We start from the raw sequence: 512 nt of genomic DNA on the forward strand, positions 1-512 counted from the left end.
CACCCGCCTGCCCAGCACCCTGGACGCACTGGCCTGCGGTGACCTCGACGACCCGCGGGCCCGGATCGTGGCCGCCGCCGCGGCCGAGCTCGACGAGGACGTCGCCCTGGCCCTGGACGAGGCCCTGTCGGTCGACCCCACCCCCACCGATCCCACCGACGACACCGAAGACACTGACGGCGAGGACGGCGAGGACGACGAGGACGACGAGGGGCTGGGTGAGGGCCCGGCCGGTGCCGGTCGGCCGGCGTACGGTGCCGCGGTCCTGACCACCGCGGAGCTGCGGGCCCGGATCGCCGCCGAGGTGGCCACGATCGACGCCGCGGCTGCGGCCCGGCGGGCCGAGGCGGGTCGGCGCCGGCGGCGGGTGGGCGTCACCCCCTTGGACGACGGGATGGCTCGGCTGGTCGCCGAGGGCCCCGCCGTCGACGTGCTGACCATGTTCCGGGGCCTGTCCCACGCCGCGGAGAAGATCCGCGACGCCGAACGCGACACCACCACCACGGCCGCCG

Annotated in this window: 1 pseudogene; it reads left to right on the top strand. The window is 77.1% G+C overall.

The features are described from left to right. Window positions 1–512, top strand: a pseudogene (locus ACFP6A_RS14425) (hypothetical protein); the annotation flags it as partial.

The sequence above is a fragment of the Quadrisphaera sp. GCM10027208 genome (assembly GCF_042658805.1).
Taxonomy (GTDB): domain Bacteria; phylum Actinomycetota; class Actinomycetes; order Actinomycetales; family SCSIO-59966; genus SCSIO-59966.